Here is a 25,965-nt window from a genome sequence, read left to right on the forward strand (position 1 = left end):
CCTCCTTTTACATTTTCAATTGACGATTAATAAACCATTGGTTCCAGAATGTTTGAATTGCTTCCCAATGACTCAAAATAATTGGCGTTAGCATTATCACAATCGCTAATGCCAGCACAAAGAGCCACAAGCGACCAGTCATATTCTCTTGGTTCATACAGCCTCACCTCACTTGAGAGATTGCTTGACCAACAGTTGTCATATGAACAGTCGGCATTGGCAAAAAGACAATCTCATAACTTCCGACAATTTCATAAGAGACTGTATCACCAAAACTTACTTTTTCGCCCACTTGTGGACTATCAATGCTATACCGACCTTGAAAGTACTCTTTTGAGTACGTATCAATTTCCTCCATTGCTTCTTGCGTTAAACCGCCACGTCGCTCAATCCGATAATTGACTTGTTGGCGAAACGTATTCACATCCTGAATTTGGTAACAAAAAATTGCCACACTTAGAATAAAACACGTTAAGATTAATCCAAGTAAATATCGAAAAATCTCACTAACTGGTTGTTCTAACATTTTAGATCACTCCTTTCACTGATTTAAAATATGCGACACTCCTAGTAAAATTAAAATACTCATCAGCACACCCGCACTTCCGAAGAAATAATAAATTGCCCCAAAGCAAATCAGAAAAAACAAAACGAGCAGCAACGTTTTCCATAACGGTAACGCTTCGGTTTCTTCTCTCATCTTTTGCCTCCTAAAAATAAAATCCGACTTGCCCAATTTGATAGATAAATAAGGCAAGTGCAAAACCTACGATCAACACTACAATACTGGTCATCATTTTCGTAAACAACAACTGGAATCGTTTGATTTTAAATGTAATAATTTGATCAATGCCTTGCATCATTTCTTGACTCGCCAATTGACCAAGCCGATCAATCACTTCAAGATTTATGGCTCCTTGTTCCAGATCGTACAGCGTGGACATAAACAAGATACTCATTTCACTTCCTGATACAGCTATTGCATAATCTTCATATGGGGTAATACTATTAGGGAAATCGGATAGGTCTTTCATTAAGCCCATCAATAAGTCTTTGTCGACTTGATAGTTTAGTCGTGGTACAACTCGACTAAATATTTGATAAAGGTTAATTCCTGATTCTGCTTGTTTTAAAAGCGGAATCAACAATCGAGCAAATTTGGCAAATTGCATCTGTCTCTCGAAGCGAAACTGCATGTAAACCCGTTTGACCGTTGTCAGTTGTTGGCGATACAACAATATGCTCAGCACTAAACCAAGCGGTGCCATTCGCCAATCGACAAAATAACCTAATGGCAAAAATAGAATCGTCAGCAAGAGCACTCTTTGGATATTCTTTTTTTGCCATTTTGCAATTCCAATCGTGCTATTGTTCATCTCTCTTAACTGTCTTACAACATCTTCTGGTAATAGCCGTAGCCAAATAGGCGGCTTATTTTCAATGACTAAGTGGTTTGCACTGCGTGTTGTCATTTCGTTCTCACCGCCACTTCCATTACTGAATCATCAAAATAGTTTTTCAAAAATCGGTTAATAATCAGAAAATAAATGGGTACATAGATACCAGTAGTGATATAGCCCACCATACTTCTCGCAAAACCATCAATATACATTTCAAAGCTATTTCCCATAACATACGACGATAGGTGAAACATGCCAATCAAACCAATAATCATCGTAGACATCAGTTTTACACCTCGCAAATAGTCATCTTTTGCCGCAAAAATGAGTTTGCGCTTTTGCAGCATATCGTTATGGTGCTGAGTCAGATCTTGCATACTCGAAACATTGTGTTTGCCTTCATGGATTGTCGTTTCCAATTGTTCTAGATATTGACAGAACAAGACATCTTCGTGGTACTTCTCATTGAGTTTTGTCATGGTATCTATGACCAACTGCATGTCAGCGCCAATCGCTAAAGAAGCGACTAATTCGGACATATCGGTTTGAAGCTCCCCACGCATACGCGGCAAGATGTGTTCAATCGATCGGATCACAGTTTTACTGGGATCAGCCATTACCTGTGTCATGGTGTTCATAAAATGGTTTCGTGCAGCCAGGGCTTCTGTTTCATATCGGCGTTGGACAATCTTAGGCAAGATTTTACGATAACCATACCAACCACCAAACGCCATCCCGATCAAAACAACCCACCAAAGATAGGTTAAGAAGCCCAACATGATTCCGATCACCAAAGCTGGCATAGCAATCAAGCGCACCACTTCTTTTCGCTGCATGCCATTGCCGTAAGCAGCACTTAACGCATAAAGTTCTTCTAAATCTAAATAATTCTTTTTCTGTGTTTCAATCTGGCTAATCTTCATGACGTTTCACCACATCTTTGATAATCGCTGTTAATTCCGCAGATTTCTGAATCTCTTCATCCTGCATTTCTGGAAATTCAAAAGACAAGAATTTTTCTGCCATTCGTTCCTGAAATTTTTCCGATAAAATACCAGTCGTTACATAAAAATGCCCATGAGCAAATTTCTGTTTAAAAATAGACCTTGATCCATTCGGTGAAAACTCGACAATCTCAGACAAGTAACGAATGATTTTAAATATATTTTTCTTTTCATCCACAACTAATCGAACGGTTTTTATATGCACACCAAAATCAAAATAGGTTAGCACATCTTCAGTCACTGCTTCTTCATTGATTGAATATTTTGAGTTACACATATTGACTAACCGTCGTGGGATTGACCACGCATCGGTTGCGTGGATTGTTGTGACAATTTTATGATCGGTTAACGCTGCTTGAATCATTTCATACGCTTCTGCTCCACGTGTTTCAGAAACATTGATATACTTTGGATAAAAACGTAAGCTCGCCTTTACCAAATCCTCAATCGATTTTTCTGGAGAAGTAACCCATGCAAAAACATCATGTTCAGGGAAAAGCTCCTTTATATGTGTTTCTTGAACATCTTCGATGACAATTTGCCTTGTTTCCTTCGGGATAAACGAAAGAAGTAATTTTAACAGTTCCGTTTTACCGGAACCTGTTTCTCCAGCAATCGTCATGCATACACCTGTTTTCATAACTACTTTAAAGAAGTCAAGAACAAACGCTGGGGCAAAGTCAACAAAGTGTTCTTCGGTTAATGCCAATCTTGGTCGTACAACTCGCAAAGAAGTCGTTGTTCCATTAGGACTTAGGCTTTTATCAACGGCACTTAAACGCAAGTGATTAAACACCCCATCCAAAATCGGTCTTGACGGATTAAATGCTTTTCCTTCTGAATTTGCAAAGCGATTAATAATACGTAAAACCGATCCTTCTGGATCATTTAATTCTAAGTCTTCTTTTGAATACACTTGATACGAATCGCTACCTTGGACAGTCAAAAAGCTCCCATTCCAACCGATGTCAGTAACAGAATCATCTAAAAGAATTTTCTCAATGAACCCTGTACCGACAATTTCTTGGACGACATATTCCGCAATTTCTTTGCCGTGCATGCTTAATCGCTGTTCCTTCCTTACGATTTCTAACAATTCCTTCCGTGCGGATTGATCCACTGCTGCATCTAAAATAAGTTGCGTGTGGTGCTTGACCAAATCTTCTCGAATACTCATTAATTGTTGATCAGAAATCGCACGTTTGAAATCTTTTTTAGACAGTGTTTCTTCTTTTTTTGGCAATAAACCATTGGCTTGTACATCCACTAGCTTGTTCGTTACAGCATCTTGGATTGGTTCCATTTTTTTGACAATCTTTTTCACTGTTGTACCAGCTTTTTTTGCCGCCGTAGCTTCTTTTTGCAATTCTTCTTGACTATCATCAGTTATTTTTAATGCCAACGAATCATCCCTCCTCTTCATTTTCTGGCGTACTCAAAATACACGTTGCCTGATCTGTTTTTCGTCCATCAGAGACCGACACACGGATTGCTTTAATCCCTTTTTGGTTTGAAGGCATCAAATACTCAAAATCAATAGTCAATGTGCGATTCTGATAGGTTCCTTGTCTTTTGATCGTCTGCTCAAAGTCCTTCTCAAAATTTTCTTTGTCTAAATAAAAATCACCTTGATTCACTCGTGCAGAATCATCCCGATTGGCAAGCGCCGTACTGCGTAATGTTTCCGTCAATGTCAACGAATCAACATCCGTTTGATAGTTTCCTAACACAAACACAACGAGACCTGTAATAATCAAAAAGCTAAGAGACATCAACGCAACTTTTCTAGGTATTCCTGATAACATTTGCCACCTCCTATATAACAAGCAAAAGGCAAGGGGTATCCCTTACCTTTGCATTTTCCACTGTTTAGTTAGGCACTGTAATTCCGTTGATATAGTTCTGCATTTGCCCAAAAACACTATCCATCAATTCTGGAAAGAACAGCAGAGCTGCACCAATCACTAACGAACATAACGCAATAACACCTAATGTCGCCCAGAAGCGATCTGTATTCAATTCTAAATTCATTCAAATTCCACCTTTTTCTAGTTATTTTTATTGTGTATTTTCAGGTCGTTGAGCAGTTTCTTTTCTTAACAACGCTTCTTTTTCATCGATCAACGGATAGACTTCATGATCGAAAATCCGTCGTATCATTCGATCAATGACAGCCGCTGATACAGGTTCCGTCAGCAACTCCAATTCTTTGTTTCTTCGATTGCGGCTAAATGCTTTCAATTCATCTAGCCTTTGATCGATCCATTCAAATGGTATATTTTCTGCTTCCATCTTAGCAACAAACGATTCCGCACTTGTTGAAAACAAATCTTGCCAAATTTCATCAAAGGTAATTTCGTTATTCATAGTGTTTCTCCCTTCAAGCAGGAACAAAAAAAGGAAGATTTCTCTTCCCTTTATCCTTAGTTAGGTACATTAATACCATTGATATAAGCTTCCATCTGTCCAAAAATATTGTTCATCAATTCTGGAAAGAACAACAGGGCTGCACCAATCACTAACGAACACAATGCAATCACACCCAAGGTCGCCCAAAAGCGATCCGTATTTAATTCTAGGTTCATTTATCCTCACCTCCCCTCGATAAAAAACAGTTCTACTTAGAGAACAGCAACTGCCGCAGTGATTTGAAGAAAGTCGCAAACACAGTGATTAATCCTGTTAGAAAAACCACTACCGATTGAACAAGATCGTTTTCTAGAGCAATTTGTTTGAATGACAGATTTTGAGAAAAATCGCCAGACATCAAATTTTGAGAAAGTCCGTCTAAAAAGGAAAACGGAATCTCAAATAAATGACGAGCCAGCAATATGCCTAAACTAACAAGAAACAAAAAACGAACGAAGCGCCAAAAAGCAGCACGACTTCGAGCAAACTCCCCGTATATGGAATAAGCATGTGTCCCATACATCGCTTAGCCTCCTTTCAACCAAGCGATTTCCTCATCCGACCATCCATTTGGCACAGTGGTTTCTGGAAAGACTGGTGTTAACAACAGTTCATCAAACTCCTTCGTTTCACTATCCATCGTGGCATACATATAAGCGAACACATCGATTGATTTCGTCATCGCCAATTGAATATGGTTCTTCCCGACATCATTGGATTCAAGTGTTACATCATAACTGCCAAGGTCTAACCAAATCGGCAAGTAGAAGTTACGACCACCGTCAAGTAATTCACGATTAGTTCTAGACACTTGGTTTTCTGTGAAGAGATTTCCTGTTAGTCTCTCTACACGCATCTCTGGGAATTCATAAGTGAAGGAACTATCTGACCGACTATCGCCTGCACGAGCCAACGCCCATGTTTGATCCAAAGGAATAATCACTTCCTTTTCTCTTGCGACAAAAACTTCGTGAATTTGGCTATCGACTAGATCTTGCGGCACCTTAACTTGAAGATCAAAAGCTTCAACGGTATCATGAACATGACTCGAAAAAGTTGGTGCTAAGTCAATCGCAAAACCATAGCCTGTTTTGGAACGGATCGTTGGATCGAAATCAAAACGAATACTCTCGTTGAATTCTTGAACAGCGTCTTCCTCTCGCAAGCGTAATGTACGAGCTACTGCTGCATAGTCTACGACACCATTCTCTAAATCGCTAATGGTCAAAACCTTTTCAGTAGCTGTATACCCGTGAGTCGCCAAATCTTTTGTATCCGTGACGAATTTGTTCTTGTCAGGATTATCAACTACCTTGATTGTCACAAAGTAATCGATTTTTTCCGCCTTTTCAACTGCATCAGTTGGTAGCAATAGCTCCAAAACATCTGCTTCATCGGACAAGGTCAACTCTTTTTCATAGACGACCCGACCCGTTGACTCTTCAACAACTTCAAGTACAAAGCGCAAATTCGACAAATCCTCTTCGTACTCCGCTTCTTTGGTCAATGTGAGTTGTGTCGGTAATCCGCCATCTTTTTCCGCTTTAGACGTATCAATTTGAATCGAATCGACATTAACTTGTAAAACAGGGATATGATAAGGAATCACAAAAGATAAATTACGACCATTAACAATACCTGAATGTGTGACCGTAGACTTGTATCGATGTCCTTCATCATCTTCTAAATCAGTAAGAGGTTCATACAGGTAAGATTCACCATCAAATTTAAATTCTTCAACTTTTCGAAGCAATGCTTCGGTTTGTTTATCGATATGATCGACAACAATTTTTCTTCGAAACAATTGTGTTGTCACTTCTTCCGACACTTTGGGCTTATCATCTACACTTACCCGAACGACGTTTCGAAACAGCACATGATCGGAGTCAATGAGTTTTTCCAATTCTTTTGCATCGGTTACTCTCACTTCAACTTCGATCCGATAATCTGTATCGTAAAAGCGTGCTGTTTTCAACACCGATGGTTTCGCAACAAGATGTATTTTGTTTTTTGTCGAATAATCATCAAAAAACAAAGAGACATCTCTTCCTTCTTGATCAACGATCCGATAATTCACTACTTCAAGACCAGCTGGAAGATCGTCACGGATCTCATACGAGCGATAGTAGAACTCATCCAGTTCATCTGGTACCTTATGAATCAGAAGGTACGTAAATGAATCGTGGAGCGATTCAAGGATTGAACCTGTTACCAAACCATCATCAGATTGAATATATTTTTCTGGCTCAATCGTTGCAGTTCGTGCAAGTTTTTTCCCTGTGAATCCAAAGAATTCCCCACCTCGTGCATTAATGTTCGGTTCTCCAATCTGCATATGACTAGGCAGATTCTTCAAGTTCCAATCAAATTCCACAAAACTTGTGTCTTTGTAAAGAAATGTAAATTGAGCCCAAAGATCACTTGGATCAGCGTTCACACGAAATGGATCATAGACAGTTAAAGCGCCATCGCTTTCTTTTTTGACATTGATATTACTATCTTCTGTTACATAGATTGTGCCTATATGAGGTACAGTATTTTTATCAAAAGTCACGCCTTGATGAAAATCGATATCTGTAATGGTCATATATCCGCTCAGCTTTACAGGTTGTCCTGTTTGAGCATCGATAAATTCCCACCGCTGTTTTACATAACGATAGCTTTGTTGGATATGAGCGATTGCACCAGTCGTATAGAAAATATACCCGTAGTTATTCGCTCCTCTTTCCCAATCAGTAACCGTGATTTTCAAATCAATGACACGTCCATTGTGCATACCGACATTATGGTAAGTAACACCAATGTTACCTTTTCCACGATCATTTGTAGGTAGGTGTCCTAGAATCCCCGATGCACCACCATAACTATATGCCCAACTATCCCAGCGTCCGCCAAAAGTGGAAACTGTTGTTACGCCATCAATCCAGCGAGCAATAAAAGAATAGTCGCCACTAATTTCTGTTTCGTCGGTAACAATCTCACCATATTCAGAACTTCCTAAATTGCCAGTCCCCCAAATATTCGTTGAGGCATCGGTAATTGTGGTTCGAACAAGCAGTAGAACAAGTAACAATCCTATCGAAGCAATAAAATGCACAATTATTTTTTTTAGCAATGTTTTCACATCCTCTCTTTCTTTTTTTATGAAAATAGCTTAGGCGGCGAACGTATACTCATCCAAAAACTTCCTTTTGTCATTTATTTTTTTACCCACTCCACACAGCGTAACAATTGATTTCTCGTCATGTGTCGACCATAAATTTTGATATTTGATCCTTGACTTTGTTTAGGAAAAAAAGTGATTTTATAAAAATCGTAATAATACACGTTATTCTTAGCAGCCCCTTCAATGATTAGTGACGTAATTCGTGAAAGTTGCTTTTCATAGCAAACAGGAACAAATGGCTTAAATTTCATGTTCATATTTCCTGTCCTTTTTTGTAGCTCACAGAATTTCTCGTACTCCTCTTTTGAAGGACTAGATACATAACACATAAAGCCTTTTTCTTTTAAGTGATCCACTAGACGAATTGATTTCATAAATCACCTTGCTTGTAGTCCAATATAAAAAGACCCAAAATCTCGTTCAAAACGCAATATGAGCGCTTGTAACAACCATTCTTGGGTCTTTTTAGACGTAGTAATATTCAGTTCATCGTATCCCGTTACTGGGTTCGTGCGTTCATCATATTTTTTTATCGCAATATATTTCTCACGATCCATAATAAACGTACGATCTTCTGCTTCAAATTTTGTTTCTTTCATTAAAATGTGATTTTTGATTTCGTTTAAGTAAAAGTCAATAAAGTCAGTCTTTGACACTTCTCGTTGATTCGCATCAAATAAATCAGCACGATTGACACCAAACCGATGAACATTCTCGAACATGAATGCACGATCAGGCTTCTTTCGATTGTCATTCACATAATTATACCAATCTTGTTCAGCAATTTTTTCTTCTTCTGTGAGTAAAAATATCGATCTTGAACAATTTTCGTCATAATCTGGAATCGTTTTTCTTAATACCTCGCCGATTGAGTCCATATAACAGTCAATGTATTCCCGAAACTCCAATTTAAACACCTATTCGTTCATTTTGTCATCAATTTTCTCAACAGAGAAATCTTCAAAGTTCCTCAGTGGTTCCTCTTTTATCCAACATTCCAAAAAGTATTCAGCACCAGCCTCATCTCCAAAGATATTTATCAACTCGCCATCTTCAAAAATTCCCCACACAGATTTCACCTCATTAGATTAAAAATCGCTCAGTATACTTTGCATCAAGTCCCCACTTATCACTCCTCTTGCATACATGCCATACAAATGATTTTTGGCATAAACATAAGGCTCCATCGGGAAGAAAGGATTCCCATCAAAAATTCTTTTCAATTCACGCAAGCCATCCCTTGCTTGCAGTGATAGATCGTATTTTTCTGGATTGGACAATAGATCATTAATACGTTCCATTCGTTTCTCCATCCCAATCATTGATTGTATAACGTTTTGTGATATTTATTTCGTATGAATTTTCCATTCACATACTCCGTTATTTTCTATATTTATCAAAGAATCATATCATCAATTCTTGTTGTTTGTGCTTCAATCATGTGTAAATGCTTGTCACTAAGCTCAGCTTCATCGATAATTTCTTGCACTTCATCTGTTTCTTCAATCTCATCTACTTCCATCAACATTTTTATCGTAGGAGCCACCGATCGTTTAAACCAATTTTTTGAGCGTTCGTATAAAGCTTCATTCGGTTCAGTTACTAGCTTTACTTTTTCAACACCACCAAGAAAGTATTCCCATTTTTTATTTACAGGCCAGTACTTCCTTGAAACACCGCCTTTTCTATCTACAAAGCAAAGATAGTCACTTAAAATTCCCAATAAAAATTCAGTCAAATCACCAGTTTTCGTATAGCCATGAATCGCCTGTTCGGCTTTTTCATCTTTAAACCGAAGCTCATAACGATTCTTGATTGGCACATCCTCTACATCAATCCCAAGTTTTTTCGCCTGCTCATAATTCTTTTGATAAAACGCAATATAAAGCTCGCTTCTTTTTGAACCTAGATAAATAGTGACACCTTCTCGTTTCTTTTTAGAAATTGATCCAGAACCATTGAAATCGAAACGTTCAAAACGAGAAATCAGTTCTTGTCGATTTATTTTGTTTAGCAATGTCGGAATACTCAAATATTCTTTATAATCATTAATAGCTAAATCAACTCTAGTGAACTTTGCTCTGTAATCAAAACAAGTATGAAAAAAATCAAACCAAGTCCGCCCTTGAGCTTTCAGAAATGCTTCAAACTGACGACATCCTTGACCAGATAATTGGATCATCGTTCCACGAGAATCACCTTTTTTAGAATACATAACCATCAAGTAATCTAACTGATACCCTCCGACATAGCCGTAAAGGTGGCTAGATATTTGTGCAAAAAATTCTTTTTTGACTTTTAAAATCTCATTAAAAATTAGTTCAACATCATGAGTTTGAAACGTGATACGAATATAATCAATAATACTTTCCAGCGGCTCATGACAATTTTGCTCTGCAATAAAGTCATAAATTCGATACATTTTTTCATCTGATAGTAAACTTAAACCTCTTTCGAGGTTATAAATCGATTGCCTCGAAAGACCAACATTTTTAGCAAAAGTTGCCTGAGTCATTTTCAACAGACTTCTCGAAGCTTTTATACTTTTACCAATCAGCTTCAATTCTTCACTATCCAACACTTCACCTCTAATCATGCCTTACTTTACATTTTCGCCATTTTTTTCGAGCGCAATGTAAAGTAACAAATCGCTTATATATCAATGTTTAATCGTTAAATTCTGTCATTTTTACATCTTCATTACCCCCCTGTTAGAATACGGGGGTTCTACGGTCGCAGGCGTCGCACGGCGCCACCTACTCCCTAAAAAAGCCTAACAGCGGCGCTGCTTAGGGCAGCCCCGCTTGCTGAGCCTGCACGGCAGACTCGCCACGCCTTTTTTTATTTCCTTATCCATTTGGTAAATAAACTTCCTAAAGTTGAAAATAATTTCTTATCCATAAATATTTATATCGGATCACAAATCGCAAGTCTTTAAATGACGTTCCATAAACCTCCAGCAGATAGTTTTCTGAATACCCTTCATATTTCTCAGGTAAAAAACCTTTACTCAGTGAAAATTCTTTAATATAGACATAGTCTTTTTGCAGAATACAGTTTTCTAGAAATTGACAACTTTCCCTCCAATCTTCTTTACATGACAAATCATCTTTATCTTTGACACTCAGGTTGAAGGATTTAGCCTTTAAAAAGTATAGATAAATGGCATAAATCCCACATACTAAACAAAAGGCAATACTAAACATTAAAAATGTTCTCATCATTGTTCCTGTGAGAACCATTGATAATTGCTCAACATCTTCAAAATCTGGAAGAAACAACAACGCAATAACTAAACGCAGATTTCGATAATTCAGAACATTCCTCTTACTAACAACAGTTAAAGCGAGCCCCCACCAAAAAATCACTGCCAAAATTAATACAACAAGTAAACTTATTTCCAAATTTCGAACTAAATCAAAAGCTGCCTTACTGCTCGACACACCATCTAATGCTAAAATTTCTGTTGCAATAATTTCTCGACAGGTAAGAAATACTGCTTGATAAAGCAAAATCCAAAGTATATTCTTTAGCAGAAACCGCATTAGTAATAATACATTTCCCACCTGCAAGAACCAAAAAAAACGACTAGAAACATTTCTTTTCCACTCGCTCGTCATCTTTTTTATTCGTGTATACATAATACGCATAGCTTATACTTCTACAGGATCATCGAAATCTTTATTTTTCGTGTCAAAAATAGTACATATCACAAGAGCTGTCAGCATCAAGGAGATGACAATAGGTGTCCCTATTGGAAACACATCGACCATTTCTTCCGAGAATAAAAGCCTATTAATTATCAATACACCACCTAACACCAGCATTACCCCAACATAGGAGAGCACATGATACAGCCGAATATACCATTTCTTAAAGCGATCTGAAAACATCAATAATTCTATCTTTTTTTCCATCTCTACACCCAACTAATTCTGATTAATAAATTCAACAATATCATCCCACCGCTCCACAACAGATTCCATTTGTGCTATGTCATCTTTTTCTTGATTCACAGTCTCTGCCAATAAATAATCATTGATATATTGTTTTACATGCACATTAATCAACGCATCTAACGTTTCAGGTTTCAATGCGTCCAGCTCCCATGACGATTTACCAAACTTAGTAATATAACCTTTTGCTCGGCTGTCGCTCAATTTAGCAGGATTCGGTGGCGGTGAGAATTCTTCGATTTGATCCATATTTAAAGCCAATCGCTTAAACCGGGGATTGACTCCAAACATTTCTAAACGATCGACAATATCCCGACTCATATCAATACCAGATGGATCATGATCCCCTAAATGTAAAATAACTGTTTCTTGTCCGATACTTTCGTAATAGCTCAGTCTTTGAGCGGCTCGCCACATTTCCGATTGGGACGTATAACCACGACAAGAAAAATAGTCGACATCTAGCCGACCACAGATTTGTCCGACGATCCCTGCCAATGCATCTTTTTCTACCCAAACCTCAACATGATAGAATTGATTCTTCCACTTATCCAGACGATAAATTCTTGCGGCACTACTTATCGCATCTTCTGGATTTTCATCAGAACGAAGCCCTCGTAAGTTTCGTGTTCGGTCGATAATTGCATTCCAATCGATTAATCCTGCCATTCGTCCATCATTGATCAATGTCCCTAGATTTTTATAAGATCGCTCGCTGTTTACAATCAGATCCGCCGCAACAAGTTGATAATAGACCTGACGCAAGGTGAGATCATACCCTTTCTCACTATATTCTTCAATTATGTGATTTACTCGATTGATCATCCTTAATGATTCTTCTCGAAATCGTTTTTCAATATATTTTTCCTTCACCCAACAAACCTCCATAAATTTTAAACTAAAGTACGATTAGCTCATGGCTTCCTCAATTGATTCTGTAGCACTTTCCAGCAGTTCGATTGCTTCTTCGATTTGTTCAACCGCTTCTTCTGCTTTCTCATAACGTTCTGAACCATAAAGATTTTCAGGCATATTCTCTTTGTAATTTTCTTCGTTATCCCTAATATCACGTAACGTTTCAATCAACTCAGAAATAGAATCAGAAACTCCTTGCAATCTCGCTCGTCTCAGTCTATTCATAATTTTCCTCCATATATATTCATTCTTCTTAAGGCAATAGTTGTTTTCGTAAAGCACACTTATATAGTAAATTCTGTAATTGTGAACACTCGCTATCCATGCGGCTTATTTGTGTATGCGAAAGCTCATTTTTCATTTGTTTCTTATGAATTCGGATAGATTCAATAGCAGCAGTGGTTATATCTGCTATCAATTGCTCGTCCTCTCTCGTATACTCGGTTGAAAAAACGTTACTATTTTCATATAGTCTTCTCATACTCTTTGGCAATTTTAAATTCTCCTATTGTTATACTACTGGTAATAGCTAAAAAATCTCCATGACCGATCTTTTTCATCCAATCAATTAGAACAAATCCCAGTCATCTAACCTACGTTGTTCCGCAGGCATTGCAGTTAATTTTTCAGTGTAACTTCCAGCTACTACCTGTTTTCTAAAACCTCTTAAACGTTCTAACTTATCTGGTAAATCATCATCTACAGGAAGCTTTCTTTTTCCTAGCAATACAAATTTCATTCGATGCATCATTTTTTCAATAGCGACAAGTGTATCTTCCTTAAAAGAAGAATCATAGAAACAATATTTCAGTAGATACTCTTGATACTCTTTCGTTAAATACAAATCAATCTTTTCAAAGTCGATATTATTATAATAATGTAATACGAACAACGACATAGAAAAAGTCACTAACAGATACACAAAATTCACACTATCACCCATTAGATTTTCCTCCTAAGCATATTTCTTTTGAGTAGTAAAAAAACTACCACCATTTCAGGTAATAGCTTTACACATTTTATCTGCTTTAGTACTCAAGATTCTGCCTCCTCTTCGGACACTTTTTTGTTCTGCATATCTAACTCGATCATATGATCATATTTCTTGAATTCTTCTAGGAAATTATAGCTTTTAGGCACGAACGGCGAATAAAATTCCCTAACAACACCACTTCCATCGTCAATATATCCTCTGCCCTTAATCGGCTTGTTGAAGAAAGCCTTATTCTTACTTTCATCACCGAATACCATGTAATATCCTTGTACAGATAACTTTCCAAGCGTTACCCGACACATTAAATTATCTCGAACGCCCGAAGGAAAATCAGAACTGTCAGGTTTTTGAGTGCCAAGGATTAAAAAGATACCAGCTTGTCTGGCTTTCATAACTATTTGTTGAACTGCATTATCCACTCGTTCAATTTTCTTATAATCACGACCTAGACTCCCATAAAATGCCTTCCACTCATCAAAAATAATGAACTCAGGAGGCATCTTATAGAATGCATAATTACGCCCTGATTCATAGTTTGGTAAAGATTTCATATACTTAAATCGCTGTTCCATACGTTTGACTGCATCTTCTAAACAACGAATCATTGTTTCTCCTTGTCCGTAATGAACTTTCCCTTTAAAAACAGGTAAATCTGCTAGATCAGCTAAATCAGATGACTTGGGATCACAAATATGCACGGTTCCAACTGATAAAATTGCTTTGATCAGCGAGTACATAAAATACGTTTTCCCTCCACCTGTTCCGCCTGCAATTAACATGTGCGGTAACTCGTCATATGCCCATTTCACACCGTTCATGAGTGTAATTGCGCCATCTTTAGCAATAACTTCACTGATTGCGTTTCGTTTCGAAAGGACATCCGTCATGAAAGAATAGGTCACAAAACCAAAGTCCATTTGTTCTGCAACTAAATCTGCTAAAAACATTTCTTCTAACTTCTTTCCCAACTGTAAAAATCGATCGTGGTGCTGCCCACCGTCTAATGGTAACGTGACATCAGTTGTATGTTTGCCTTTTTTTACATAAACTTTTGGGAATTTTTCTTTAGGTTTCTTCCCAGCTTGACGTGATTCTTTCTTAATTACAAAGCCACTTAGTTTTAACATTTTCGCAATCATGTCATAGTACTTTACTTTTAGAAAATAACCACCCTTCAAACGAGACCACATCATAAACGAAAAGACAATAAAACAAGCCCCCACTGTTAGGAGCGTTATTACTAAAGACGGAACAATTAATTGTTGCGCCGTATGAAAATCCGTCATGACTGGTTTTAACAAAAGAAATCCAACAAAGCCGATTCCAATCAAAAAAGGACTCAGCAAAAATAAAAAATGAAGCCACCAATCATAAAGATGGATTTTCTTTATCCGCCGTCCTCGATACTTAAATATTTCTTTCAGCATAATTTACACCTAACAGTTTCGTTTTTTCTTCTAAATCTGAAACACAATTTCCATAAACTTCATTTAATTTTGTTTGAAACTCTTGTTCTACATAGTTTTTCAATTGCTCTTCTTGTGTTCCTTCATCCATGAATACACAATCGAACCACCTATCAACAATGATTTGCGTTCCTTCATCTTGAAGATTTGTTAATCTTCGTAATCGGTTATAAAAGAAACTTTCAAAGATATCTGCTTTTTCTTCTGGAATATTCTTTCTCTTCTGGTAAAAAAGCTCCCGAAAACGATTTTCTTTTTTTGTAGCTATTTCTAGCACACGATATAACCACTTTTTTAGCATTGGATTCAAATGATCTCCTCCATTCTTTTGCGAATAATATGTTCACTAGCCACGAGTTAGCATTCCTTCTACTTTTAATAACTCTAGATAGACACTTCTAGGAAATCTTCCCTTATTCTCACTAAGCTTCTTTTCCTCCAGTTCGTAAATTAGATCAACATCCCTTAAATATCGGAGCAGTTCAATTACGCTTATCTCTTTTGTTGAAAAAGAGCTATCTGAAATTAAGTATTCTTTTTCTTTCATCATATCTAAGCATATCTTCACTATAGAACGCTGAATTAGCTCTTTTTTTCTCAGTTGCTGCAACTCTTTTTTTATTTTGTATTTTTGTTTCCATTCTTTAAAAAACAGGATAAAGAAGAAAAAATTTGTTATTATTAAGGTAACCACTATTACCAACTTATTCACCACCATTAAATTTTAGAAAGAAGGTATACATTGCTATGGAACAGAAGTTATTTCCTCAAACCACTGCATATAAAATAGCACGAAAATTCCCTTCAAAAGAAGCGAAGCATCGTCAAAATGTTTTACGTGCTTATTTAGATCAAACTGCTGCTATTTTGAATGAAAAAAATGTGAGCATAAACCAGCGAAAGAGTGCCATCATTTGCATGATCAAAGGATTAAGCTCAGGAATTCAATCAGACATCAATACTGAGTGTATTACCAGTGAAGACCAAAATATAAACTACTATATGATTGACTCATTTCCTATACGTTCACACTGCACCAACTGTTATAAGCAATTTGAAACAATTCCTCAAACTGATATTGACATACCAGTAGCTTTACAATCAGCACCAATTATTTCTCCAATATGGAATAAGGGACGAATGTCCCAAGCGTTTATGTTTATAGGAGCAGATGTTGGCGCTCCATTCAGGCATCAGGAAAATAATCATTTTGATTTAGAGTATATCAAACCTCTAGGATTTTTTTGGAACGGAAACGGCTTGCATTCTACAAACACTGGAATTCTAAAAGGAGAAGGAACTCTTAAAACATCCTATATGATTGATTTGTCTGATCGATTCAAACACTTTGAATTTGATGGTACATTCTATATTCACAAAGCTTGTAATACTCCTGTTATAAAGCCAATTGACTATCGTCTTGGAGTCATATTTGAAATCGGTCGCATTCTTGAAAAAAATTCTATACAATTATGGTAAACGCATATTTTCACTTATAGAAAGCCCCGTCATCAGTGTAAATAATATTTCCTTCGTATCGACAATCCCTGCCTAGTGCTTCTCCATCAATGTATGATCGCAAGTTTTCAGGAACTTCAAATAAGCCTTCTTCGACTAAATGGTTCCCATAATCTTTGTCGTTATAAACCTCTGGTAAGTGAATGATCTCCTCATAATCTTCGATTGCTTCTCGAATATCGCTAAAGAAAGCATCCTTAATTTCAGCTAGATTATTTTTGTAGCCGCTAGGCAGGTCTTCTAACAATTCTGCTAGCTCGTTTAATTCTTCTAAATCATCATACTCACCAACTGGAAACGGACTTTCAAAATCAGTAATGATATGTTCATCACCATCTTCTAATCCCAGTTTTCGATTCATATGGTCAATACTAACAGGTAAATCAAACCAATCCCCTTTCAAATCCCCTTGATTTCTAACATGTAAGTTTTCAACAAATATTTTAACCATTGCTTTCACCTCAGTCTATTTTTCCAACAAACGCCTAATTTATATTCATTTTATGTATCTCCAACTATCAAAAAAAAGCGCACAACTTGAATCTTTTGTTGTACGCTTTTCGCTAATTTTTTATTGTTGCTTATTCGATTCTTGTTTATGTGGTTCTGGTTTTCTTTGATCCACTTTCTTTTGAACTTTCTCAATCCCATCGGCGACTACTTTTAAATAATTATTAGTTCGATTACCTTGTCTGAACGAATAGTATTCGATTCTCGGATTGATCAATTTCACCTGATCACCAAACTCAAATTCTTTCCGATCAGCAGAGACATCAATGCTCACAATCTCCTCTGACACTTGACGTTTCGATTGCACAACATAACGAACTTGGGTAGAAATAAGTTCTCCCTCGTCGTTTTCTCGCTTTTTATCTTCTTTCATTCGAAGAAATTTCAATTCACCAAAGGTTTCTTCAATATTTAAACTAATTCCTTTATTCAATTCATTGATTTTTGCCATAAACTATTACTCCTCCATTACTTACGCTTTTTCGATACCTTGTGCCTTGATCGTCCATCCAGCAACTGCTCCATCTGTTCCTGCTGCTTGGCTGAAAGGCTCGCATCTCACATCTCTCAAAATAACTTCATCACCGTAGCTTAATCCTGATGTATTCACACGATTGGGAATGATTACTTCGATTGTTTCTTGTTGTTTCACTGACATAATTGCATGATAATAGCCCACTGGTTGACGCCGACCATTAACGTATTCTGCAAATTCTTCTTTTCTACCTACATACTCTAAACGACCAAATGTTGCTTTTGGTTCACAAATAGCAAACTCCATAAATTTAATACCTCATCTTTCTCAAAAATTATCATCCTTGTTCTTCAACTAAGATATACCTAATGTACTCTTCTAGCGGTTTCAAATCATTTTGGACAAAATACCAGATTTCTTTTAAATCTATTGTATTATATGCATGCACTAAGTCATTTCTGAATAAACGATAATGATCCCAAGATATATCTGTATACTTTTCTTTTAGTTCATCACTCAAATTATGACGAATCATTTCGCCAACTTGAGTAAGACTAAATGCTACCGATTTTTGATAATCACTATCATTTTCAAACGAAAAAAAACTGTTACCAAATTTAGTAACAGTTTCTCTAATCTCATCTATAATTATTACAATATTAGTTAACGAAAACTTGTCTTTCTGCTCCATAAATCACCTTCATGTCTTCTTGAATATTTTTCAAAAAGAAAGGATTTCTTTTACGATTACTAGGATTATCCAGTGAAGACTTCAAGATAACATCAATTTCCTTATCCAATAAATTTTCCAGCTGACTTTTAAAGGCCATCTTGTCTAATAAGGAAACGATATTAGAATCTACTGTATCTACAACAAAATCTAAGTCACTCTGTTCGTCTGCTTCACCTCTAGCATAAGAACCAAAAAGATACACTTCATGGATTTTATATGCTTCACAAACAGGCTTAATGACTGATTGTATCTCTTCAATGGAATAAATCATGTAATCATCGATCCTTTCTCATTTTAGTTTACTTAAGACACGTTCACAAATACGGATTTCATTTTCAATATCTACTTTACACGAAATTCGGCACTTTGAAAACTCTCTTAATAAACATTTCAATTCTTGTAATCGTGACTCTAATAAATCTATCACATAGTTCGTTTCTAAATTACATAACTCTGGCATCATAATCTCCTGTAAATACCATTACTTCAAGATCATCTAATACATCTAATAAATAATCTACTAAATCTTTTAATTCATTAACACTATATGCACTTTTTAAATAGTAAAATAGGTTAATTTCAGAATGATTATTAGCAAAAGAAATTCTATTATCATTCCAACCAATCAAACAACCCACTATCTTCAGTAATCGAGCTGTTCTTCGAACTAATTCAACTTTCGACATTCATTTATACACTCCTATCGAATTATAGTTCTGATTTTTACTTCCGCTGATTTTGGCACTATCAATGCTATAATCAGAAAAATTCATCGCATCAACACGCTCCCAGCGGAAATACAGACATGCCAGCTAGGCTTCTTTGTCAGTCACGCACACACTCATCTCATTACCAAGTCTAAGCGTTCCATCTAGTGCGATCAGCGCCCCCAATGACCGAGTCATGCGAGCGTCTTATGGATTTTATAAATGGTTTCCACTACCAACCAAAGCGTTTTTCCCTTATAATGAAATCAACCACGATTTGCAAAGGGGAAACTCTTTGTAGGGAATCAACGATACTTACAGCTTCTGACCTCTTTTGAGTAATTCCGCTTGTAGTATTGTTGGTTCCTATTTACTTTTCAATGGACATTAAAGGCTAACGCCTTAGTGAAACAACTTAATTCTGCCATCTATTTTAAGTTGCTTCGCTAAAACCCCTTTGTTAGATATAGTAATTTCACACCCTTTTGTTTCGTTTTCGCAACTTGGAGTTCAAAAAAAATTATCAATGCTTATTCTTAATATCTCAGATAGTCTTTTTGCTTCTTCCAGTGAAAAATCTCGCCCATTTGTTCGATTAATCTTAAGATTGAATGTCGAGCGATTCATTTCCATTTTATCCGCAACATCTTTTTGAGTCTGTTCCTGCTTCTCAATTATTATTTTCAAATTATTATACGGACTTTTGAATTGTTGTGCTGTGACCATGCCTAAACCTCCTCGTTTGTTTCGTTTTCGAAACTTTATAATTCTATATTATCATAGCTATTTACACTGTCAATACGAAAACCGTAAAAAATATGTTTGTTGCGTTTTCGCAACAGGAAAGATATAATATCATAGAGAACAAAAAGGGAGGATTCAAATTGATTGGGGACAAATTAAAACAACTAAGAATAGAACGACATTTAACCTTAGAAGATTTAGCAAAGCAACTCAATGAAAAGTATCCAGATACAGCTAAATTCAGTAAAGGAAAACTATCTAAGTGGGAGAATAACAAGGAAGAACCAAAATTATCATCTGCTAGAATTCTTGCTGATTTTTATAATGTAAAAATCGAAGACTTCTTTTCATAAAACGTATATTATTTCCATTACTGGCATAATTTACTTTAAATTCACCATAATATAAAAAGCATTATCATTAAAGACAATGCTTTTTATATTACTTTATCCTTTAAAGATTATAAACGTTTAATCATCGAAGATAGGGAAAAAACCTATTTAGATCTTCATCAACTAATTGTATGGAACAGCTAATTGTACCTCCGCTGTCTCCTAAAAAAGAATGAGTTGTAGAATATACTAAACCAAAATCTTTATAAGTTGCATTACTCATTTTAATTTCATATGACATTAATGCTAAATTACCAACCCTAGGTGCTACTCTTAAATCAAAGTCGGTTAATAAAAAGGATCGTCCTTTTTTAATTAGATTACCGAAATCATTCGTAATATTTATAATATTTTCTTCACTTATTATTGACAAATCGTGACCAATTAATGCAGAGAAAAATGTGTTCATCATCGTAGCTATACTATCCTTAAGAAAAAAATAGCAACAAAAAAAGTCAGTCACTTTATCCACATCTGACATCCCTCCTTCTTTTCTTTTTATTGATAATTTACCCATCTCTGGTGAATAACCATCGAAACCATAGCCTGTTACTTCATCCTCTATCTTTTTAGTTAATTGTAATATTTGATTTACAGAAAAAGACTTTAATTTTTTTTAGAAGCTAAAAATGTTGTCTTTACATTTTTTATAAGTTGTGTATTTTTAAAAGAGTTACCTAATTCATTAAATACAGAGTAATCAAAATTAGTGTCAGCTAATTCTATAGGTTCTTGGTTAAACGTTCTTAAGGATGCATAAGGATTTAAAAGCAACTGATACGAAATAGGTAGAAAATCAATTTCTTTTCTTATTTCATTAAAGGCATACATGAGTATTTTATTACCATGTAAGTAAACGGATTTCTCTTCATCAGAAAATGTTGTAGCACCTTTAAACATTACATCAGATACTTTACCATTTTCAACTTCATTATTTAATAACAAAACACCATAAAAATGGTTAAAAGTCTCGTTCGTTGCAGAGAAAAACAAACTTTTCCCATCAAATTTCCTTCCAATCTCAACATTATTGCTACTATTGATATTTTCTCTGACTTCTTTTAATGTTTTACTAATATCCATTGTTGATAATTTTTTGGCAATAATTAAAACTTCTTGTTTAAAAGTTTTCATTTAAACTGACCCCCATTTTTCTTAGCTCTTGTTTTATTTTTCTACTTAATTCTCCTTCTGATAGTATATTCTTAGAATTTATCGGCATATACAATTTATTTGAATAGAAGTGCTTTACTCCTGTAATTTTGTCTAAAATATAATTAGGAAAGTATCTTCTACTTGAATTTAAAAATTTTTCTATCAGATTAACTTCTCCACTTGTATCTAATCTTATGAACGGGGTCCATACTTCGGTGTGGTAACGACATAAAGTTCCAAGACCAAATAACGCTATAAACTGAAGGAAAAAACTATTAAAATTACTGTTCTGATGTGCTACTGGAAAATAAAAATTTCCATGATAAGATTGTATTGACATATCGATTCCGTTTAATTTCGTTTGTAAAATAGCTTGATCATTATTGTTTACTCTATATTTATGATAGTTTAGATTATAACCAGTTACATTATTTAACATAGATTCCATTACATCCTGAGAAACAGATTTTAAATCCACTCTCAAAGTCGTTTCATTTTCAGAAATAACTTTTTCTAACGGAAGAACATAAGATCTTTCAATGCCAAAAAGGTTTACATATTCTTTATGTATTTCTGGAATAGAGGATAGTAACTCAGAAATAGTAAATTCAATACTTTCAGTAACTTGAGTTGCTTCCAATGCATTAACGTAGGTGCTAAACCCTCCAAAATCAGTATTAATTACTTTGACTTTATTTTCTAATATCGCCTTAAGCTGCTCATTACTCCCCAAACGCATACCATGTCCTTTAACTTCTAATTTCATTCCACTAAGAAGACATGAAGAACCGTAAAGTAAATTTATAGATCCGTAGTATAAAAGTAAAGGTGCTGTTTGTAAAGACGCCGATTTACTTGCTTCAAAGTATTCATAAGCTTGCAATATTGAACCTGATATCACTTCACTCAAATCATCATTAACTTCTAAACCTTTTTCACTAAAATACCTTTTAATATTCTCGATGTATGAATAATGTTTTAAATTTAACCAAATGTCTTCCTCTGGACAATCAGAATAATAGTACTCACTTTTCAATTTATCGCCTAGTCTCCTTATAATATTAGTTTATTATTGACACTACTACAACAATCCTAATATTAATTACTTTACAATGCAAGATAATAAATTTTTTTCTAACGTCATTACAAAAGTGTTCCCTTTTTAATTTCATATACTAAAAGAGACAAAAATACTTATTCATATTATTATCATAAATAACAAAGAAAGCATATCCAAAGGTATGCTAGAGAATTATGAAAAAAGCTTTACGGAACCCTCTCTATCTATCACAAAGACTCTTGCTGATTTTTATGAAATTAAAATTCAGGATTTTTTTGTAAACGTATATTTTAAAATATCTCTGTAATTTATTAGATTAATATATTTTAAACAAAAAAAACATTATAAATCGAATAATGCTCTTTTGTTTAAATTATTAAAAATGATTGGTTATATAAATTTTAAGTATGATAATCACTCTAGCTATTAAATATCCATTAAATATAAATTATTATTTATATACTTTAAATAACTTCTTACGATATTAATAACTTCACAATTGAATTCTACTGTTTCTGATATATCAATTGATATAATTTTAATGATGTTATAATAATCTGGCATATAGGATTGTAAATCGGCTTGGCTTACATTAATCATAAATGCATAATATTCTGAAAAACCTTTATTTGCCTCACATATCTTTATGAGTTCATCCATAAAATAATAATCATCTAATGAGTATCCGATAAATAGTATTGCTTTATTTCCAAGTATACTCTGAAGTTTCCTCATATATATATCATCTTCATACAATTCTATATAATCTTGCTTTGTTACAATCATAGAAGATTTCACTGTATTTTTAGCAGAACCATGAAGATGAATTATTACATTGTCATTTTCAATACTTCTTATATCTTCAATATCTTTGAATATTACTGATGAATATCGATTTTCCCCTGATATATCAATATTATCATCATAATTTGTTGTGATAATTAATGGTAGATTCAAATTGATTACATCTTTGTAATTATTATCATTATCTATTTTTTTAGATTTAAATGCCCACGAAATTTTTTGTTTCAAATGTTCAACATTTTTAATATTTTGATTTTCTACATCATTAATGATAAGATCGAAACAATCCAAATATTTTTTTTTGCTTAAAAAAAATTGAATCCCTAGCAATTCACTTTCAGAACAGCCTTCCTTATATTCTTCTACGAGTTCGGGCCACGAAGGAAATCCTAATGGTTTTGACAATCCAGATCCTAAAAAGGGTACCAAATTATTGACGCCCCTTAATTCTTCTAAAATCAGTTTGTTCTTCCTCCAAGAAGTTCCATTATAATCTAAAGCTTTTTTATTCCTATCACTTATGAATTCCTTGAAATCACTAGATAGTTGATACAACTCTATTACAGAATCATGTTGGCTTACCTTTTTTCCACATTCACAATAAGAATCTAAAATATTAGTTATTTCAGTCTCTTCTTCACATTTATATTGATAATCAATGAAAAAAATATTTTCATTTTTCATTTCACTAAAAAAAAACTCTGGATCATTAATATTATTATCTAACATCTCAAAATAATATTCATATCTTAATTTCTGTTCTGTCATACAAAAAACATTTAAAAGATCATAAAAAGTAGACTCATTTTTATCTTTCTTACATGTATCATACAAAGTTGATAATTTTGATAACTTCGCTAATAACATAATTAACCATCACCTCGTTTTTATTTGTTTGTCTCAAGATATTAATAAGAACTTTACCAGATGAAATTTTAATATTAGCTTGACTAACACTAGACTTATTAAGAAATTCTTTTTTATTAGGAAATAGGTACTTATTAAACCATGCAATTCGACATTCTTTTATAGTCCCGAAATATACAAAACTTGTATTGATAGAATGAAAAATTTCATGTATAGGTAAAGGTGAATTTCTATTACTGGATCTTGTTCCCCCACTTGAAGAGTCTAGACCATCAAACTTTATTTTTGTGGGATATCCTTGTAAACCTTTTTCCAAAGCTTTTTTTTGTAATTCAGATGGTTTAACCGCTTTAGTCATATACTCACTGACACAAGTAGAAAGAATTTTTTTTTCGATTTTCTCCTTATCATTTGTAGTTAGGTGAACTACCTTGCCAATATTATTTTTGATATTGTTGATATGTTTTTTTATTGGCGGCATTTTTTCTAAGAGCTGGTCTTCATAATCTTCAACTAATTTTCTGTTCATTTCGACACAAGAAGTGAACAGATTTTTTTTCAAAGCCCTCTCATAAACATCATCTATTTTTTTTACGCTAACATCGCATATCATCGAAATTTTACTTTTTAAAATTTTACAGTATGCTTCTGGAGACCAAATAAATACACCATCAGGTTTTCCACCTTTAAATTTATTAGGAACTAAAATCATTACAATTGATTGACTTGTATCTAATACTGTCATTGCTGGTATTACAATAGAGTCTCCTGTTTTAGTAACAGTTCTTATTACTGAAAAAAGATATAGATTAGAAGAAGTTTTAAAAAATGCAGGATAATAAATTTCATTGCTACGTGAAGGAGCAATACGATCAATTAAATTATAGTAAATATCACCCTCTGCTAAATTATCAAGAGCCGTATCACTCCAATTACTAGTTAAACTATCTATATTATTTACTAACTTCTTCTCAATAGTTTTTATTGAGTATGAAGTGTTCAATTGATACATATAAACATGAGAAACACTATGGTAGATAATATTCTTAACCAAAGAATCATTTAAGTCCCTAAGTATATCCAAAGGAATGACTGTTTTCTTCATGAAGTTTATTATTTCAGAGAATCGATTCACATTTAAAATAGGATCTAAAACAGATGTTTCATGATTATTCTTAATTCTAAGTAACTCAATCAAGAAATCATTTAAGTTAACATAATCTGAATAATAGAATAACGTATTTATAAAATTTATTTCTTGAGTTAAAGCTTCCTCCATACTAGTGCCTCCATTTAAAAGTAAAAAAGTTTATTTTAATAATATTATACACTAAGTATGCGTCTAGATGAATATACAATAAATTAATTTGACATAATTTTTTAACTATATTTGATAAAAAAGTACTTCTTTATAATAGTAAGGGAGAAATTAATAAAATTAGTATTGGGAATATAAAACAAATTACTTCTTTATATACAGAAAAACAAAGAGTACTATCATTTCTGATAATACTCTTTGTCTTGTTTTTATATAGGCGTGAGAACATTTTGAGAACAAAACTGTTTTTTCTTTATTTTTGTACAAAACGGATTTTAAATTATCGTTAATATTAAAGGTTTTTCAGCATAAATTACACAGAATACATGTTTACGCTAAACTTTTTTTTAAGAAATAAAATTTTAGTCAAAA

Annotated in this window: 39 protein-coding genes; 2 read left to right on the top strand and 37 right to left on the bottom strand. The window is 34.4% G+C overall.

The window, feature by feature from the left end; genetic code table 11:
* Positions 1 to 7: 7 nt before the first annotated feature.
* The 25 genes from IGI86_RS09215 to IGI86_RS09335 form a co-directional block, all read right to left on the bottom strand.
* Positions 8 to 157, bottom strand: coding sequence for a hypothetical protein (locus IGI86_RS09215; RefSeq protein ID WP_430617189.1), 150 nt, complete (start codon positions 155 to 157; stop codon positions 8 to 10).
* 6 nt (positions 158 to 163) lie between these two features.
* Positions 164 to 526 carry a hypothetical protein gene (locus IGI86_RS09220; RefSeq protein WP_430617190.1) on the bottom strand — a complete coding sequence of 121 codons (363 nt, stop codon included), beginning with the start codon at positions 524 to 526 and terminating at the stop codon, positions 164 to 166.
* Positions 527 to 541: 15 nt separating this feature from the next.
* A complete protein-coding gene (locus IGI86_RS09225; protein ID WP_430617191.1) occupies positions 542 to 700 on the bottom strand; it encodes a hypothetical protein in 159 nt (52 codons plus the stop codon).
* A 10-nt stretch (positions 701 to 710) separates the two neighbouring features.
* The gene (locus tag IGI86_RS09230; protein ID WP_430617192.1) at positions 711 to 1,472 is read right to left on the bottom strand and encodes a hypothetical protein; all 762 of its coding nucleotides are present in this window, start codon (positions 1,470 to 1,472) and stop codon (positions 711 to 713) included.
* Positions 1,469 to 2,323 carry a hypothetical protein gene (locus IGI86_RS09235; RefSeq protein WP_430617193.1) on the bottom strand — a complete coding sequence of 285 codons (855 nt, stop codon included), beginning with the start codon at positions 2,321 to 2,323 and terminating at the stop codon, positions 1,469 to 1,471. Before IGI86_RS09235 ends, IGI86_RS09230 begins: the two co-directional genes overlap by 4 nt.
* The gene (locus tag IGI86_RS09240) at positions 2,313 to 3,806 is read right to left on the bottom strand and encodes an ATPase, T2SS/T4P/T4SS family (RefSeq protein WP_430617194.1); all 1,494 of its coding nucleotides are present in this window, start codon (positions 3,804 to 3,806) and stop codon (positions 2,313 to 2,315) included. Before IGI86_RS09240 ends, IGI86_RS09235 begins: the two co-directional genes overlap by 11 nt.
* 4 nt (positions 3,807 to 3,810) lie before the next feature.
* The gene (locus tag IGI86_RS09245) at positions 3,811 to 4,209 is read right to left on the bottom strand and encodes a hypothetical protein (protein ID WP_430617195.1); all 399 of its coding nucleotides are present in this window, start codon (positions 4,207 to 4,209) and stop codon (positions 3,811 to 3,813) included.
* 64 nt (positions 4,210 to 4,273) lie between these two features.
* A complete protein-coding gene (locus tag IGI86_RS09250; protein ID WP_016620384.1) occupies positions 4,274 to 4,435 on the bottom strand; it encodes a hypothetical protein in 162 nt (53 codons plus the stop codon).
* 27 nt (positions 4,436 to 4,462) lie between these two features.
* Positions 4,463 to 4,771, bottom strand: a complete 309-nt coding sequence (locus tag IGI86_RS09255; protein ID WP_430617196.1) for a hypothetical protein — start codon at positions 4,769 to 4,771, stop codon at positions 4,463 to 4,465.
* A gap of 56 nt (positions 4,772 to 4,827) precedes the next feature.
* Positions 4,828 to 4,989: a hypothetical protein gene (locus tag IGI86_RS09260; RefSeq protein WP_430617197.1), complete on the bottom strand. Its 162-nt coding sequence runs from the start codon at positions 4,987 to 4,989 to the stop codon at positions 4,828 to 4,830.
* Between the two features lie 32 nt (positions 4,990 to 5,021).
* Positions 5,022 to 5,336, bottom strand: a complete 315-nt coding sequence (locus IGI86_RS09265; RefSeq protein WP_430617198.1) for a hypothetical protein — start codon at positions 5,334 to 5,336, stop codon at positions 5,022 to 5,024.
* Between the two features lie 3 nt (positions 5,337 to 5,339).
* Positions 5,340 to 7,928 carry an isopeptide-forming domain-containing fimbrial protein gene (locus IGI86_RS09270; RefSeq protein ID WP_430617199.1) on the bottom strand — a complete coding sequence of 863 codons (2,589 nt, stop codon included), beginning with the start codon at positions 7,926 to 7,928 and terminating at the stop codon, positions 5,340 to 5,342.
* 83 nt (positions 7,929 to 8,011) lie between these two features.
* Positions 8,012 to 8,353 (bottom strand): hypothetical protein, encoded by a 342-nt coding sequence (locus IGI86_RS09275; protein WP_430617201.1) that lies wholly within the window; start codon positions 8,351 to 8,353, stop codon positions 8,012 to 8,014.
* 3 nt (positions 8,354 to 8,356) lie between these two features.
* Complete coding sequence (locus IGI86_RS09280; protein ID WP_430617202.1) at positions 8,357 to 8,887, bottom strand: hypothetical protein; 531 nt, start codon at positions 8,885 to 8,887, stop codon at positions 8,357 to 8,359.
* A 9-nt stretch (positions 8,888 to 8,896) separates the two neighbouring features.
* Entirely contained in the window at positions 8,897 to 9,049 is a 153-nt protein-coding gene (locus IGI86_RS09285) for a hypothetical protein (protein ID WP_159160505.1), read from the bottom strand.
* Between the two features lie 18 nt (positions 9,050 to 9,067).
* Positions 9,068 to 9,280 carry a hypothetical protein gene (locus tag IGI86_RS09290; protein WP_042890939.1) on the bottom strand — a complete coding sequence of 71 codons (213 nt, stop codon included), beginning with the start codon at positions 9,278 to 9,280 and terminating at the stop codon, positions 9,068 to 9,070.
* Positions 9,281 to 9,375: 95 nt separating this feature from the next.
* A complete protein-coding gene (locus IGI86_RS09295; RefSeq protein ID WP_430617203.1) occupies positions 9,376 to 10,560 on the bottom strand; it encodes a replication initiation factor domain-containing protein in 1,185 nt (394 codons plus the stop codon).
* A gap of 292 nt (positions 10,561 to 10,852) precedes the next feature.
* A complete protein-coding gene (locus IGI86_RS09300; protein ID WP_430617204.1) occupies positions 10,853 to 11,629 on the bottom strand; it encodes a hypothetical protein in 777 nt (258 codons plus the stop codon).
* Positions 11,630 to 11,632: 3 nt separating this feature from the next.
* The gene (locus IGI86_RS09305) at positions 11,633 to 11,896 is read right to left on the bottom strand and encodes a hypothetical protein (protein WP_430617205.1); all 264 of its coding nucleotides are present in this window, start codon (positions 11,894 to 11,896) and stop codon (positions 11,633 to 11,635) included.
* Between the two features lie 12 nt (positions 11,897 to 11,908).
* Complete coding sequence (locus IGI86_RS09310) at positions 11,909 to 12,808, bottom strand: hypothetical protein (RefSeq protein WP_430617206.1); 900 nt, start codon at positions 12,806 to 12,808, stop codon at positions 11,909 to 11,911.
* A gap of 36 nt (positions 12,809 to 12,844) precedes the next feature.
* A complete protein-coding gene (locus IGI86_RS09315) occupies positions 12,845 to 13,075 on the bottom strand; it encodes a hypothetical protein (RefSeq protein ID WP_430617207.1) in 231 nt (76 codons plus the stop codon).
* 343 nt (positions 13,076 to 13,418) lie between these two features.
* Positions 13,419 to 13,793, bottom strand: a complete 375-nt coding sequence (locus tag IGI86_RS09320) for a hypothetical protein (RefSeq protein WP_430617208.1) — start codon at positions 13,791 to 13,793, stop codon at positions 13,419 to 13,421.
* A gap of 92 nt (positions 13,794 to 13,885) precedes the next feature.
* Positions 13,886 to 15,271 carry an FtsK/SpoIIIE domain-containing protein gene (locus tag IGI86_RS09325; protein WP_430617209.1) on the bottom strand — a complete coding sequence of 462 codons (1,386 nt, stop codon included), beginning with the start codon at positions 15,269 to 15,271 and terminating at the stop codon, positions 13,886 to 13,888.
* The gene (locus IGI86_RS09330; RefSeq protein WP_430617210.1) at positions 15,252 to 15,620 is read right to left on the bottom strand and encodes a hypothetical protein; all 369 of its coding nucleotides are present in this window, start codon (positions 15,618 to 15,620) and stop codon (positions 15,252 to 15,254) included. The genes IGI86_RS09325 and IGI86_RS09330 overlap by 20 nt, the downstream gene beginning before the upstream one ends.
* Before the next feature lie 36 nt (positions 15,621 to 15,656).
* Positions 15,657 to 16,013 (bottom strand): hypothetical protein, encoded by a 357-nt coding sequence (locus IGI86_RS09335; RefSeq protein ID WP_430617211.1) that lies wholly within the window; start codon positions 16,011 to 16,013, stop codon positions 15,657 to 15,659.
* Positions 16,014 to 16,057: 44 nt separating this feature from the next.
* Between IGI86_RS09335 and IGI86_RS09340 the strand changes: the two genes are divergently transcribed.
* On the top strand, positions 16,058 to 16,789 hold the full coding sequence (locus IGI86_RS09340; RefSeq protein WP_430617212.1) for a DUF6710 family protein: 732 nt from the start codon (positions 16,058 to 16,060) through the stop codon (positions 16,787 to 16,789).
* A gap of 10 nt (positions 16,790 to 16,799) precedes the next feature.
* On the opposite strand, the gene IGI86_RS09345 is transcribed toward IGI86_RS09340, so the two are convergent.
* From IGI86_RS09345 to IGI86_RS09375, 7 genes are all read right to left on the bottom strand, one after another.
* A complete protein-coding gene (locus IGI86_RS09345) occupies positions 16,800 to 17,279 on the bottom strand; it encodes an antirestriction protein ArdA (protein WP_430617213.1) in 480 nt (159 codons plus the stop codon).
* Between the two features lie 120 nt (positions 17,280 to 17,399).
* On the bottom strand, positions 17,400 to 17,789 hold the full coding sequence (locus IGI86_RS09350) for a DUF961 family protein (protein ID WP_430617214.1): 390 nt from the start codon (positions 17,787 to 17,789) through the stop codon (positions 17,400 to 17,402).
* Between the two features lie 21 nt (positions 17,790 to 17,810).
* Positions 17,811 to 18,119, bottom strand: a complete 309-nt coding sequence (locus IGI86_RS09355; RefSeq protein ID WP_395997263.1) for a DUF961 family protein — start codon at positions 18,117 to 18,119, stop codon at positions 17,811 to 17,813.
* 31 nt (positions 18,120 to 18,150) lie between these two features.
* Positions 18,151 to 18,504, bottom strand: coding sequence for a HepT-like ribonuclease domain-containing protein (locus tag IGI86_RS09360; protein WP_016620402.1), 354 nt, complete (start codon positions 18,502 to 18,504; stop codon positions 18,151 to 18,153).
* Positions 18,473 to 18,817: a nucleotidyltransferase family protein gene (locus IGI86_RS09365; protein ID WP_086292246.1), complete on the bottom strand. Its 345-nt coding sequence runs from the start codon at positions 18,815 to 18,817 to the stop codon at positions 18,473 to 18,475. Before IGI86_RS09365 ends, IGI86_RS09360 begins: the two co-directional genes overlap by 32 nt.
* Before the next feature lie 172 nt (positions 18,818 to 18,989).
* Positions 18,990 to 19,232: a hypothetical protein gene (locus tag IGI86_RS09370; protein ID WP_430617215.1), complete on the bottom strand. Its 243-nt coding sequence runs from the start codon at positions 19,230 to 19,232 to the stop codon at positions 18,990 to 18,992.
* Between the two features lie 531 nt (positions 19,233 to 19,763).
* Positions 19,764 to 19,979 (bottom strand): helix-turn-helix transcriptional regulator, encoded by a 216-nt coding sequence (locus IGI86_RS09375; RefSeq protein ID WP_395997260.1) that lies wholly within the window; start codon positions 19,977 to 19,979, stop codon positions 19,764 to 19,766.
* A 158-nt stretch (positions 19,980 to 20,137) separates the two neighbouring features.
* On the opposite strand from IGI86_RS09375, the gene IGI86_RS09380 reads away from it, so the two are divergent.
* Positions 20,138 to 20,350, top strand: coding sequence for a helix-turn-helix domain-containing protein (locus IGI86_RS09380; protein ID WP_086292243.1), 213 nt, complete (start codon positions 20,138 to 20,140; stop codon positions 20,348 to 20,350).
* A gap of 121 nt (positions 20,351 to 20,471) precedes the next feature.
* Here the strand turns inward: IGI86_RS09380 and IGI86_RS09385 are convergent, their stop codons facing one another.
* From IGI86_RS09385 to IGI86_RS09405, 5 genes are all read right to left on the bottom strand, one after another.
* Positions 20,472 to 20,861 carry a hypothetical protein gene (locus tag IGI86_RS09385; RefSeq protein ID WP_430617216.1) on the bottom strand — a complete coding sequence of 130 codons (390 nt, stop codon included), beginning with the start codon at positions 20,859 to 20,861 and terminating at the stop codon, positions 20,472 to 20,474.
* Positions 20,862 to 20,995: 134 nt separating this feature from the next.
* The gene (locus IGI86_RS09390; protein WP_430617217.1) at positions 20,996 to 21,523 is read right to left on the bottom strand and encodes a hypothetical protein; all 528 of its coding nucleotides are present in this window, start codon (positions 21,521 to 21,523) and stop codon (positions 20,996 to 20,998) included.
* Positions 21,510 to 22,580 carry a YaaC family protein gene (locus IGI86_RS09395; RefSeq protein WP_430617218.1) on the bottom strand — a complete coding sequence of 357 codons (1,071 nt, stop codon included), beginning with the start codon at positions 22,578 to 22,580 and terminating at the stop codon, positions 21,510 to 21,512. Before IGI86_RS09395 ends, IGI86_RS09390 begins: the two co-directional genes overlap by 14 nt.
* Positions 22,581 to 23,030: 450 nt before the next feature.
* Complete coding sequence (locus IGI86_RS09400) at positions 23,031 to 24,275, bottom strand: SIR2 family protein (protein WP_430617219.1); 1,245 nt, start codon at positions 24,273 to 24,275, stop codon at positions 23,031 to 23,033.
* Positions 24,235 to 25,554, bottom strand: a complete 1,320-nt coding sequence (locus IGI86_RS09405) for a hypothetical protein (RefSeq protein ID WP_430617221.1) — start codon at positions 25,552 to 25,554, stop codon at positions 24,235 to 24,237. Before IGI86_RS09405 ends, IGI86_RS09400 begins: the two co-directional genes overlap by 41 nt.
* Between the last annotated feature and the right edge of the window lie 411 nt (positions 25,555 to 25,965).

This window comes from Enterococcus sp. AZ188, from assembly GCF_050544075.1.
GTDB lineage: Bacteria > Bacillota > Bacilli > Lactobacillales > Enterococcaceae > Enterococcus_D > Enterococcus_D entomosocium.

What these genes read in the sequence shown, in the direction of transcription:
- IGI86_RS09345 (WP_430617213.1), bottom strand. Translation starts at nt 17,279, where the DNA reads ATGGTTAAAATATTTGTTGAAAACTTACATGTTAGAAATCAAGGGGAT.
- IGI86_RS09375 (WP_395997260.1), bottom strand. Translation starts at nt 19,979, where the DNA reads ATGGTCACAGCACAACAATTCAAAAGTCCGTATAATAATTTGAAAATA.
- IGI86_RS09275 (WP_430617201.1), bottom strand. Translation starts at nt 8,353, where the DNA reads ATGAAATCAATTCGTCTAGTGGATCACTTAAAAGAAAAAGGCTTTATG.
- IGI86_RS09350 (WP_430617214.1), bottom strand. Translation starts at nt 17,789, where the DNA reads ATGGCAAAAATCAATGAATTGAATAAAGGAATTAGTTTAAATATTGAA.
- IGI86_RS09225 (WP_430617191.1), bottom strand. Translation starts at nt 700, where the DNA reads ATGAGAGAAGAAACCGAAGCGTTACCGTTATGGAAAACGTTGCTGCTC.
- IGI86_RS09325 (WP_430617209.1), bottom strand. Translation starts at nt 15,271, where the DNA reads ATGCTGAAAGAAATATTTAAGTATCGAGGACGGCGGATAAAGAAAATC.
- IGI86_RS09265 (WP_430617198.1), bottom strand. Translation starts at nt 5,336, where the DNA reads ATGTATGGGACACATGCTTATTCCATATACGGGGAGTTTGCTCGAAGT.
- IGI86_RS09230 (WP_430617192.1), bottom strand. Translation starts at nt 1,472, where the DNA reads ATGACAACACGCAGTGCAAACCACTTAGTCATTGAAAATAAGCCGCCT.
- IGI86_RS09260 (WP_430617197.1), bottom strand. Translation starts at nt 4,989, where the DNA reads ATGAACCTAGAATTAAATACGGATCGCTTTTGGGCGACCTTGGGTGTG.
- IGI86_RS09365 (WP_086292246.1), bottom strand. Translation starts at nt 18,817, where the DNA reads ATGATTTATTCCATTGAAGAGATACAATCAGTCATTAAGCCTGTTTGT.
- IGI86_RS09405 (WP_430617221.1), bottom strand. Translation starts at nt 25,554, where the DNA reads ATGGAGGAAGCTTTAACTCAAGAAATAAATTTTATAAATACGTTATTC.
- IGI86_RS09305 (WP_430617205.1), bottom strand. Translation starts at nt 11,896, where the DNA reads ATGGAAAAAAAGATAGAATTATTGATGTTTTCAGATCGCTTTAAGAAA.
- IGI86_RS09245 (WP_430617195.1), bottom strand. Translation starts at nt 4,209, where the DNA reads ATGTTATCAGGAATACCTAGAAAAGTTGCGTTGATGTCTCTTAGCTTT.
- IGI86_RS09360 (WP_016620402.1), bottom strand. Translation starts at nt 18,504, where the DNA reads ATGGAGCAGAAAGACAAGTTTTCGTTAACTAATATTGTAATAATTATA.
- IGI86_RS09400 (WP_430617219.1), bottom strand. Translation starts at nt 24,275, where the DNA reads ATGTTATTAGCGAAGTTATCAAAATTATCAACTTTGTATGATACATGT.
- IGI86_RS09300 (WP_430617204.1), bottom strand. Translation starts at nt 11,629, where the DNA reads ATGCGTATTATGTATACACGAATAAAAAAGATGACGAGCGAGTGGAAA.
- IGI86_RS09215 (WP_430617189.1), bottom strand. Translation starts at nt 157, where the DNA reads ATGAACCAAGAGAATATGACTGGTCGCTTGTGGCTCTTTGTGCTGGCA.
- IGI86_RS09290 (WP_042890939.1), bottom strand. Translation starts at nt 9,280, where the DNA reads ATGGAACGTATTAATGATCTATTGTCCAATCCAGAAAAATACGATCTA.
- IGI86_RS09220 (WP_430617190.1), bottom strand. Translation starts at nt 526, where the DNA reads ATGTTAGAACAACCAGTTAGTGAGATTTTTCGATATTTACTTGGATTA.
- IGI86_RS09320 (WP_430617208.1), bottom strand. Translation starts at nt 13,793, where the DNA reads ATGGGTGATAGTGTGAATTTTGTGTATCTGTTAGTGACTTTTTCTATG.
- IGI86_RS09255 (WP_430617196.1), bottom strand. Translation starts at nt 4,771, where the DNA reads ATGAATAACGAAATTACCTTTGATGAAATTTGGCAAGATTTGTTTTCA.
- IGI86_RS09315 (WP_430617207.1), bottom strand. Translation starts at nt 13,075, where the DNA reads ATGAATAGACTGAGACGAGCGAGATTGCAAGGAGTTTCTGATTCTATT.
- IGI86_RS09235 (WP_430617193.1), bottom strand. Translation starts at nt 2,323, where the DNA reads ATGAAGATTAGCCAGATTGAAACACAGAAAAAGAATTATTTAGATTTA.
- IGI86_RS09250 (WP_016620384.1), bottom strand. Translation starts at nt 4,435, where the DNA reads ATGAATTTAGAATTGAATACAGATCGCTTCTGGGCGACATTAGGTGTT.
- IGI86_RS09370 (WP_430617215.1), bottom strand. Translation starts at nt 19,232, where the DNA reads ATGTCGAAAGTTGAATTAGTTCGAAGAACAGCTCGATTACTGAAGATA.
- IGI86_RS09340 (WP_430617212.1), top strand. Translation starts at nt 16,058, where the DNA reads ATGGAACAGAAGTTATTTCCTCAAACCACTGCATATAAAATAGCACGA.
- IGI86_RS09355 (WP_395997263.1), bottom strand. Translation starts at nt 18,119, where the DNA reads ATGGAGTTTGCTATTTGTGAACCAAAAGCAACATTTGGTCGTTTAGAG.
- IGI86_RS09390 (WP_430617217.1), bottom strand. Translation starts at nt 21,523, where the DNA reads ATGAAAACTTTTAAACAAGAAGTTTTAATTATTGCCAAAAAATTATCA.